At 54.5% G+C, this 10,760-nt stretch carries 9 protein-coding genes; 3 read left to right on the forward strand and 6 right to left on the reverse strand.

Annotation, left to right across the window (positions count from 1 at the left end):
* Positions 1–25 precede the first annotated feature (25 nt).
* Positions 26–1,690, reverse strand: coding sequence for a citramalate synthase (gene cimA / locus VB741_RS19710; protein ID WP_323366911.1), 1,665 nt, complete (start codon positions 1,688–1,690; stop codon positions 26–28).
* Between the two features lie 740 nt (positions 1,691–2,430).
* Between cimA and VB741_RS19715 the strand changes: the two genes are divergently transcribed.
* Positions 2,431–2,904, forward strand: coding sequence for a hypothetical protein (locus VB741_RS19715; RefSeq protein ID WP_323366912.1), 474 nt, complete (start codon positions 2,431–2,433; stop codon positions 2,902–2,904).
* A gap of 56 nt (positions 2,905–2,960) precedes the next feature.
* Positions 2,961–4,991 (forward strand): glycine oxidase ThiO, encoded by a 2,031-nt coding sequence (thiO, locus tag VB741_RS19720; protein ID WP_323366913.1) that lies wholly within the window; start codon positions 2,961–2,963, stop codon positions 4,989–4,991.
* A 15-nt stretch (positions 4,992–5,006) separates the two neighbouring features.
* On the opposite strand, the gene VB741_RS19725 is transcribed toward thiO, so the two are convergent.
* From VB741_RS19725 to VB741_RS19745, 5 genes are all read right to left on the reverse strand, one after another.
* A complete protein-coding gene (locus VB741_RS19725) occupies positions 5,007–6,713 on the reverse strand; it encodes a hypothetical protein (protein WP_323366914.1) in 1,707 nt (568 codons plus the stop codon).
* A gap of 171 nt (positions 6,714–6,884) precedes the next feature.
* Positions 6,885–7,352: a QcrA and Rieske domain-containing protein gene (locus VB741_RS19730; RefSeq protein ID WP_323366915.1), complete on the reverse strand. Its 468-nt coding sequence runs from the start codon at positions 7,350–7,352 to the stop codon at positions 6,885–6,887.
* Between the two features lie 89 nt (positions 7,353–7,441).
* On the reverse strand, positions 7,442–9,166 hold the full coding sequence (locus VB741_RS19735) for a cytochrome c biogenesis protein (protein WP_323366916.1): 1,725 nt from the start codon (positions 9,164–9,166) through the stop codon (positions 7,442–7,444).
* 100 nt (positions 9,167–9,266) lie between these two features.
* Positions 9,267–9,425 carry a hypothetical protein gene (locus tag VB741_RS19740; protein ID WP_323366917.1) on the reverse strand — a complete coding sequence of 53 codons (159 nt, stop codon included), beginning with the start codon at positions 9,423–9,425 and terminating at the stop codon, positions 9,267–9,269.
* Between the two features lie 131 nt (positions 9,426–9,556).
* Entirely contained in the window at positions 9,557–9,712 is a 156-nt protein-coding gene (locus VB741_RS19745; RefSeq protein ID WP_323366918.1) for a hypothetical protein, read from the reverse strand.
* Positions 9,713–10,053: 341 nt separating this feature from the next.
* Between VB741_RS19745 and VB741_RS26485 the strand changes: the two genes are divergently transcribed.
* Positions 10,054–10,356: a hypothetical protein gene (locus VB741_RS26485; protein WP_442786401.1), complete on the forward strand. Its 303-nt coding sequence runs from the start codon at positions 10,054–10,056 to the stop codon at positions 10,354–10,356.
* The last annotated feature ends 404 nt before the right edge of the window (positions 10,357–10,760 follow it).

Consider the following 10,760-nt stretch of genomic DNA (forward strand, 5'->3'; position numbering starts at 1 on the left):
AGGATGGAGTAAAGGGTGAGTAGGGTCAATGCTGACACGCTACTAGCTTAGCCTTTACTTGCGATCGCAGCTTTAGGAGACCATATTCTAAACCTTCCACCACCGCCTGATAGGACGCCTCTAGGATGTTGGACGATAGGCCCACGGTGGTCCACCGCCGTTCGCCATCACTAAATTCCACCAGCACACGGGTTTTGGCAGCGGTGCCGGAGGCGCTATCTAGAATCCGCACTTTATAGTCCGTCAGATAAAACCGTTCTACTTCAGGATAAAAACGCTCTAACGCTTTACGCAGAGCCTGGTCAAGCGCTTCTACGGGACCATTTCCCTCCGCTGAATGGAGCAAATTTTTACCCTCTACCGCCACCTTTACCGTGGCCAAAGAGAAGTTACCGGCGGGACTATCGAGGGATTGGTTCACCTCGATCGCCGCATAGGGCCTGCGTTCACAATGGACCTGAAACCCTTGTACATCAAACATGATGGGGCGTTGTCCCAGCGCCTCCCGCATCAGTAATTCAAAACTGGCCTCCGCCGCTTCAAACTGATAACCCTCGTCTTCCAGGTACTTCAGCCGCTGCAACAGCTGCCGGGAGGCGGGATTACTGCGCTCCAGATCGAGACCAAAGCTGCGAGCCTTGGCCATAATGTTGCTCAAGCCCGACTGGTCCGAAATCACAATGCGGCGCATATTCCCCACCGCCTCGGGCACGATGTGCTCATAGGTTTTGGGGTTTTTCTCCACGGCACTGACATGGATACCTCCCTTGTGGGCAAAGGCTGACAGGCCGACATAGGGGGCATGGTCATCGGGGGCCAAATTCACCACTTCGCTGACATAGCGGCTCGTTTCCGCCAGTATGGCCAGCTTTTCCGTGGGTAAACAGTCGTAGCCCAGTTTCAGCTGCAAATTGGGCACCAGAGAGCAGAGGTTGGCATTGCCACAGCGTTCACCATAGCCATTGATGGTGCCCTGGACCATGATGGCCCCTTCCAGGACAGCCGTCAGACCATTGGCCACCGCCAACTCCCCATCATTGTGGGTGTGAATGCCTAATTGGGGTGGGTTTTCCAGATTTAAGGTGGCCAGCCACTGGTTCACGGTGCGCACAATATCACTAATTTGGTGGGGCAACATGCCGCCGTTGGTGTCGCACAGCACCAGCCATTCCGCCCCAGCCCGGATAGCAGCTTCTAAGGTCTGTACGGCATAGGCCGGATTGTTCAAATAGCCATCGAACCAATGTTCAGCATCGTAGATCACCCGTCGCCCCTGCTGTTTGAGATAGGCAATGGAGTCGTAAATCATCGACAGATTTTCATTCAGATCCGTTTTGAGACTCTCCGTCACATGGAGGTCCCAGGATTTCCCAAACAGGGTGACCCAATTAGTTCTAGCTGCCAGGGCAGCGGCCAAGGTGACATCCTCTGCCGCCGGACAGTGGGGGCGACGAGTAGAACAGAATGCTACCACTTCAGCCTGCTTGAGGGGTTGCTGCTGGAGCTGGGCAAAGAACTGTCCATCCTTGGGGTTAGCCCCTGGCCATCCCCCTTCAATGAAAGGAATACCTAAATCGTCTAAACGTCGGGCAATATTGAGCTTGTCCTCAACGGAAAGGGACAAACCCTCTCGCTGGGCACCATCTCGCAGGGTGGTGTCGTAAATCCAAAGCTGGGTAGGAAAAGGCATGGCAGCAGGGAACGCAGTTGCAGGGATAGGACGCGAAGTTAATCTTATAAAGGGAAAGATGCTACCCATTAGGGAAAGATGCTACCCGTTGGAAATACTAAATTGTGGTTGAAGCTATCTGAAGTGGACTGGACCGATTGTGGTCTAGACCGATTGGGCCGATGTTCAAAGTGGTTCGAAAAAATGACCATCCTGAACTACGCGACCAAAAACCTCCGGTGGTTACTGTCTAATAATTTCCGTTTCCAGGTCAGATCTATCAGATCTAAACTCTGTCCGCGTCCATGAGGGAAGTTTTGCCCTAGGAGAAACCTGGAGTTTCAACTTGGGAGCAGCCTCAGACGCGGTTTGTGTCCCCGTAGTTCCATCAAACCACCTAGGTAAGTTATATACACCTAATCGCAAACGAAAGTACGCTTAAGTTTGGAACTCTTAACTTTTGTGCCAACAGTCACAGTTCATGACGATTAGGGGCAATCGCCGTCGGCCATCCCAGCACGGTGGTGACGACTAGCCTGTCAAACGTAGGTCATGGGAGACATGACGATGCCTTAGTCCGCTCAGGGATGGGCCAGGACAGAGGGGGCGGTGAACACACCTGAAGGTTTTTAGGACAATTTTTCAGGGCAAATTGGGACAAAGTTGTTAGAGTTAATAACGCTGTTACTGCGTGTAGCGTGCTAACTTTCGAAGAATTGGGCGATGATACAAGTCTTTGGTAGCGAGGAGAAGATAGATTTATGAATAAGTTCGTCTTAGGGGGGATTCTGGCGGCGATTTCCCTAATAGCAATCTATGGCACCAGTGCCTCTAATCGGGTGATATCTCGCGTGGACAACACCGAGGGCATCTCTAGCCAAAGTAATTCTGGTCAAACCACATCTACCAGTGGCAATGCCAACTCAGTGGTAGCGCTCAATTCTCAAAACGGTCAGGGTGTTCAGAATGACCCTTTTGTGGATGTGAGTGCTAAGACTCCCTTAGAAAAGGCGGGAACCATCCCCCAACGGCAGACCATCGGTACTACGCCCAACTTTGGGGCGACTACCACAACGGATGATACGGATGGTCAGGTGGTTGAAGCACCCACTCAGCCTGTGGCCCAACCCCCCGCCACCCCGGCCACTCCGGCTCCGGCGGCCACTCCGACTCCGGCGGCCACTCCGACTCCGGCAGCCACTCCGGCCCCGGCACCCATTCGGGCACTGTGGTAGCAAACGATTAGGAACGGTGGATTTTGGGATTTTTACAGGGTGGTGAATAGCAATCTATGGGGCAGGCAGATGTACTGGTAATTGGGGGCGGTATAGTGGGGCTTGCGATCGCAACCGAACTCCGCCACCAAGGTGCTACCGTTACCGTACTCAGCCGTGATTTTAATGCCGCCGCTGGCCATGCGGCAGCAGGCATGTTGGCCCCCAGGGCCGAAGGGTTAACCGGCCCCTTATTCACCCTGGCTCAACGGAGTCTGGCCCTATATCCCGACTGGAGCCGCAAGCTGGAAGAGTTGACCGGGGAAGGGAGTGGCTATTGGCCCTGCGGTATCCTCAAGCCCTTGCTGTCTGCACCCTCCGCACCCTCCTCCCCCCAGGGGGACATCCCCTCCCCAGACCAGCCACCAGCCCAGCGGCTGAGCCTGGTTGCCATGCGCACCTATCAACCTCACCTCAGTGCCGATGTGACCGGCGGATACTGGTATCCCGAAGAGGGGCAAGTTGACAACCGCGCCCTGCTCAAAGCCCTTCGCATGGCCGCCCAAACAATGGGGGTGGAGATCCAAGACGGGGTGAGGGCCGATGCTTTTTTGCAAAACAACTATCACATCAGCGGGGTGCTCACCTCCCATGGACAGCAGCAGGCGGGCCACTATGTGCTAGCGGCGGGGGCCTGGTCCAGCGAGTTGTTGCCGGTGCCTGTCAAACCCCGCAAAGGTCAGCTAGCGGCCCTGATCACTCCCCCGAATTCTCCCTATGGCCTCCATCGCGTCCTCTATGGCGAGCACATCTATATCGTGCCGCGCCAAGATGGCCGGATTGTCCTGGGGGCCACGGACGAGGACGTGGGATTTGCCCCCCACAATACCGCTGCCGGGGTGGCCCATTTGCTCCATCGGGCGACTCAACTCTATCCGCCGTTGGCTAATTTCCCATTGCAGGAATGTTGGTGGGGGTATCGTCCGGCCACCCCCGATGACGCGCCTATTTTAGGGCCGGGTCAGTGCGATAATCTAACCCTGGCAACGGGACATCATCGCAACGGTATTCTGTTGACACCGATTACGGCGAAGCTGATTGCTGATTCGATCCAAGGTAAACAGGATGTGCTGTTAAATGGGTTTCATTGGGAGCGGTTTATGAATTCCCCCCAGGATCAGGTGGGCTGTGCCCACCCTCCGACCACCCCGACCACCCCGACGCCCCAATTGCCAATTCACAATGCTTCGACGCCCTCCATTGTTTTTCCTAATCCTATGCAAACTCTCTCTGCACCGACCATAGCTACCACTAATGACGATTGCTTGATCATTGCAGGCCGTTCTTTTTCGTCTCGTTTAATGACGGGCACTGGCAAATTCGACAACTTTGACACCATGCGGGCCAGCTTGGCGGCTAGCGGCAGCCAAATTGTGACGGTGGCGGTGCGGCGGGTGCAGACCAATGCCCCCGGCCATGAGGGACTGGCCCAGGCGATTGACTGGACCAAGATTTGGATGCTGCCCAATACGGCGGGGTGTACCACAGCGGATGAGGCGATTCGGGTGGCTCGGCTGGGGCGGGAGATGGCGAAGTTGTTGGGGCAAGAGGACAACAACTTTGTGAAACTAGAAGTGATTCCCGATGCTAAATATTTGTTGCCCGATCCCATTGGCACCCTGAAAGCGGCAGAACAACTGGTTAAAGAAGGCTTTGCCGTGCTGCCCTATGTGAATGCGGACCCGATTTTGGCGAAGCATCTGGAGGATGCGGGCTGCGCCACGGTGATGCCCCTGGGCTCCCCCATTGGTTCGGGGCAGGGGGTGCGCAATGCGGCGAATATTCAGATCATTGTGGAGAATGCAAAAATTCCGGTGGTGGTGGATGCGGGGATTGGTAGCCCCAGTGAAGCGGCGGAATCGATGGAACTGGGGGCGGATGCGCTGTTGATTAATACTGCGATCGCACAAGCCCAAGACCCGGTAAAAATGGGCCGAGCCATGGGGCTGGCAACGGAGGCGGGACGATTGGCCTATATGGCGGGGCGGATTCCGGTGAAAGCTTATGCTAGTGCTAGCTCTCCCCTCACGGGCAGGATTACGGGTTAGGCCCGGCCAGGCAGCTTACTCCTGCGCCTCTAGCATACAGGCTGCTGAGATGAGAGTTTTTCCCTGATCATTCACAACAGTACAGGTTGGTTGGAGCCGCTGGAGGGCTGGAGGCTGTTGTTGTAGTTGTTCCATGGCTGTTGTTAGTTCTGGCTCAAACTGTTTGAACCACTGTTCGGGTAGGGTTTCTAGATTAAATGAATGCTCGTCTAGGAGCCAGAAGTCAATGTCGTAGGTGGTGATGACGGATTTAAGCTGGGCCAGGGCGGGACTGTATTGGGCGGCCATCAGGTCTAAAATTCGCGGTCGAATTTGGGCGTAGTAGCCCTGGTGATAGGCCACACTATGGCCTGGACTGACCAAAACTGAGCGACCCGTAAATGGGGGAATATTCTCGGCTTCCTTGGCCAAGGAGGCAATGCGAATATCGTGGGGTTGCTGTTGCAGGTACTGGTAGAGGACAGTGTGGCTGGAGTTGACATACACCACATTCAGAAAACTATTGAGTAGACAGGGATAGCCCACGGTAACGGTGGCAAATCCGGCGACTAGGGCCAGGGCCAGCCCCTGCTGCCACAGGTGGTTACGGCCCAAGCGGCGGAGGGCTGAGTCTAGGAGGGTGACGAGGACTAGGGCGGCTGCGATCGCAACAATAATTTTCAGGCTGTGACGACTATAGCGACTGGGTAAATGCAACCGAAACAACAGCCCATGGGCGGCCAGAAACATGATGCCCGAGGCGATACCCAGCTGATGGAGAACAGCACCATCGGCGGTGATGGTTTGCAATAACGGTAGCCGCTGCCGTAGACGTGGGTGACAGAGGAGGGGCAAAAACAGGGCGACGCAGATGGTGACCGGCACCACGGGGGGCAGCAAACCACTGCGAGCGGCAAATAACCAGTAACGCAGAGGATCGTCGTAGAAAAAAGCATTGCGACTACCGGGTTGAAATTCTGCCATGGCCTTAGCCTGCTCCAGGGTCACCACTGGGCCATAGGGGGATGTATCTAGGGCGTAGGGCAGAAGAACAATCGTGGCAACGATCAACCCCAATCCGAGGAATCGCCAAGCATGGCGTTGACGGTGGGGCCACATTGCCCGTACCCCCAGCAGTACCACAGAGATAAAAACTGTCTGGGGATAAAACAACCCTTGCAATCCCAACACCAAGGCAGCGAGCAGTAATCTCTGGCGCACCACATAGTGCAAAAAAGCCAGGATCAGGAGAATGTTGAAAGCCTTGGGGGTGGCGGAGGCTAATTCATCCCACATCCATAGGGACTGGTTGAGGATGACGGTGCTGGTGAAGGCCACCAGGGGGGCCGGGATAATGGCCATGGCCAGGTGAAAGCAATAGGCGGTACCGACAACGCCCAAAAGCGGTGGTAACAGTTTGCTCAGCAAAAAGGGATGTAGTCCCACCTGGGCACCGAGCCAATACAGGGCTTTATAACCCGCCGGAGCCACTGATTGAAAATAGTCTGCGATGATATCGCCGGGAAACAGACTGGGATCTACATAGCGCAGCATCCAAAATAAATGTTGGCGGCCATCGTCTGGAATGGTGTAAGGACCGGCAAAGGCGACACGCCAGAATAGGATGCCGTAAATAACCGCCATGACTAAGCTGGCGGTTAACCAAAGACGCTGGTTTTTAGGGGTGGCCCGCAGACCGTAGTTATGGAACCAAGGGGCAATGGTGGGCGCAATAGTCTTCAAAACAACATGAGAAGCAAGGTCAGGCCCATATTACTAGAGAGGTGTTCGAGGGACGCGTTTTAGGGACGCATTCTGGGGACACGTTACTGGCCTTGCTTCAGAAAAGCTCAAAAAAGTAATTCATGAAAGTAATTCATGAAAGTAATTTATGACCGCGCCCATGCTTATGTCCTAGGTCGTTTTCACTAATACTAAATCCCCATCGATCATGACTTCGTAGGGGGCTAAGGGTGCCGTGGCGGGGCCGTTGGCAAGACTGCCATCGATATTAAATTTTGAGCCATGGCAGGGACAGACAAAGGCGTCGTTTTTCCATGCCACATCGCAGCCCTGGTGGTTGCACACGGAGTTGAGGGCGATCAGGCCATCGGCATTGGCGGGATCACGAATAACAATCACTGGTCCGGCAATGAAGTCTTTTTGGCTGAGGTAACCGTCGGCATCCAAATCGGCTACGGTGCCTAGGGCGGCAAACCCATCGGCCCTAGGGGTGGAGTCGATTTTTACGGCGGCGTCGGGGGCTGCAGCTGGAGGTTCAGATGCGGTTTCTTTGGGGGTGCAGGCTGCGATCGCAACCGGCAGCGATGTGGCGATCATCCCTAGACCAACCAAATTGCCAAATTCACGACGGTTCATCATCAGATTCCTCTCTAGTGAAGTGATTTTAGTGATCTAATAGACCTGACATAGATTCATTAACAGACTGATTAACAGACGAATCAACCGGACTAATGACCCGATGAATGGGAGGTGACGCCAGGGCTAGTCTCGGCTTTGGTCTCCAACTCGGTCAACCCCAACCCCAACCATCCCTGATGTCGCACAGTGGTGGCCAACACAAAGAGTAAGTCTAACCCAACTACTGTGGCAATCATCAGCTCAGAACCGCCCGTGCCAAAGCCGTAGCTGTGTAACCCTGTGCCGAGGACAAAGTTAACCCCGTACCAAGCCATCAGCACCGCATTAAAGGAAACAACACTGGCGACGCTAATGCCAAAATTACCAATCCAACCCACTAAACGACCGTGGAGCGGAATCAGATAGCACAGTAGGGCAATCAAAGCCCAGGTTTCCTTCGGGTCCCAATCCCAGAATCGGCCCCAGGAGAAGTGAGCCCAAAGGCCGCCGAAGATAATGCCAGCGGTCAGCAGCAGCACCCCCACCTGGAGCACACGGTAGTTGAGCTGGGAAAGCAGTTTGAGGCGATCCTTGGCCTGGGGGGTGAACAAATAGCTACCCAGGGCCACATGGCCCAGCCCCATGGCTAGGGCAAAGCTAGCGTAGCTGAGGGCAATGGTAGGCACGTGGATGCTGAGCCAAAAGTTATCCCGCAGCACCGGCACCAGGGGTGAAATGCTGGGGTCCAACACCGCCGGTAGGCTATCGGCCAAAATTAAACAGGCCATGGCGAGGGGGGCCGCCGCCAGTAAATAATATTTGGCCCGTTGGCTCAGCTCAAACAGCAGAGCGAGGGCGGCAATGCCAAAGCCCACCCACACCACGGATTCGTACATGTTGGTCACCGGGGGACGACCGGTAATTTTTATCCGTGACCAAAAGCCATAGCTTTGGACGGCCACCCCCGCCACAAATGTGCCAATGGCGGTCCAATAGAGATTAAAGGGCTGCACCCATAGGGCGATGAGCATGAGCACAAAGGCGATGCCATACAGTTTCCACGCCTTGGCAAAGGGGTGGAAGTGGTTAAAAAATACTTCCTGGCCCATGACGCTAGCGCTGGGATAGACCGCCGGACTCAGGGCGGCCAAACTGTCCCGCAGGGATTGGGCCATGGGGGCCAACATGGGCAGATGGTCTGTGCCCGACAGCATGGTCTGCTTGAGGCTGGCAAAGTTGGCCAGCAGGGGGGCGATTTCCTCGGGGGCATAAAGGTTTTGGGCTGCGTTGATGCCCACCCACTTGCCTTTGATGTCCGTGGGGTGGGGGACAATTGCGATCGCATCGTCATCCACCATGCCCAGCATCAGCTGTAGTCGCTCCTCAAGGGCTAGGGCCTCCCGTTCGTCTCGGGTTAAATCCTCATCATCCGCTTGCTTGCGATGGGCTGAGCGGACTATTTCCCCCAGGGGTTGGTTTTTCATCAGCGTGGCCAAGGCAAAATGCTTTTCCTCCACCTCTAACCCCGCCAACTCTTTCAAGGGCCGAGAGCTCACCAACACAAAAGGCTCTTCACTCCAGTTACGATTGTTGAGCCATAGGGACATGAACGCCTCCAGGGCACTTGCCTCCACCCCATCATGGCGGTAGATGGTGGCCCCATAGATCTTCGCAACAGTCTCCTGGGCGACCGTATCCAAAGGCTTTTCACGCCCCCCCTGCTGCACCGCCATGGTTTCCAGTCCGTCGAGGGTGGAGGGTTGAAACTGACTGATGGGTATAGCAATCAGCAATAACCCGAGACATAACCCAATGGCAAATTTGAGAAGTTTCATGGGCGTATTTTAGCGACGAAAGATCACAATTAACGGCAGCAATCAACAGAAAAGAGAAATGTGCTCAACTCAAAATTGACAAATCACAATTCAAAACTGTTCAACGGCCCGAGCAACAGCTAAAAATTGGCATTGGTGTAACGGCATTCTCCTCAGTCTCTGCCCCCTCGGCTCCACGACCTAAAAGCTTCCCCCCGAATTTAATCTTTTTAGCCACCGATCGACCATAAAACATCACCGCCACCTCCAGGGTCACCATCAGCGGGCCCAGCCAGGCGACGCCCGTCACCCACCCAGGCTACCGCTTAACTGGCAGCGTAGACTGGGCCACATCTGCCGGATGCCAAGCGGCCTGGGCCATCTTCCACCCCCTAAACCCAGTGGGGTGCTTCATCCAGACGCGGCGGTCAGACAGTTCCCCGTCAACGACTCCATAGTTAGCTGGGTATGAATGGGCTCAAACCCTGGGTTCCCAAAAATAAACCAGCGCTCCGCGCGGTCATAGGACGCTGGTGCAACCGTTGTAAGTACCGACTGGACTGCCATCGGTGCGGGCCAGCAGCATACCTTCCCCACTCAAAGGATCAAAATGCTGATTAGAGCATTTGTCAGGACAGTCAGCATCTAAGCAATCGTTAGTGAATCGTTATTGAATAAAGACAGCTAATCAATCTTCACCGTGAGCCCAGGTCTTTTTGTATATACAGGCACATAAAAGCTAGCTTTACTACCTACAGCCCTGATGTTATTCAAGAAACGCATTAATCCATGCCGATAGGCGCAAAAAAATACTGATCCCTCTAAACAAATTGGTGGGGGACAAAAAAACACTTCTACTGCAGTTGTAGATAAAGGAATCCAGTCGGTGGGGGGCCAACGTCAGTATAGTGGGACGGCCGGAAAATGCGTGGATCACGGGCGATGCGCTGTACGACAATAACTCTGGGTTACGGCAGGCTTTGGCAGCCCAGATGCAAGCCTGTGTTTTGGGCATTGCTTGCCGCGAACCAGTTGTCATCGGCAAGACGTCACCGGCCAATGAGGCGACGGCCTACCTAGGAGCGACCGATTGGCAACGACTGAGTGCAGGCAATTGCAGGAAAGGACCTCGGACCTATGATTGGGCGGTGCTGACCTTGAGGGAACCGACCGTGGACGGTTGGACACATCGACTATTAGTCAGATGTTAGTCAGACGCAGTCTGAAAGACCCTAACGAGCTTGCCGGGTACTAACTCAAAGCGGGACGTTTTTCCAAGGATAGTATTCAGGAGTCAGGAGTCAGGAATCGGGGCCTCACTGGCTTCTGGCCTCTGATTCCCCACCTAGCCAGGATTTTCCGGCTTCAGTTGATACCCGATTGGACCAGTATGAAGTTCGTTCTTGGACTGATTGGTACTGTCATATCACCCATACCTGTTTAACCCATGCCTTTTTGAATGTGATGCGGGCCTAGTCTCTCGTTATCGGTAACCGTCCCTGGAACTCATATTGAGCTTAGTGTTCAACGAGTTTAATAGGGTTTCAGCTTGTACCTTGAGCGGTCTTCAGACCTTAAATGGCTGAAACGACCAATCTTCGTCAGATAGCAGGGA

It is taken from the genome of Leptothoe sp. PORK10 BA2, assembly GCF_034932105.1.
Taxonomy (GTDB): Bacteria; Cyanobacteriota; Cyanobacteriia; order Phormidesmidales; family Phormidesmidaceae; genus Leptothoe.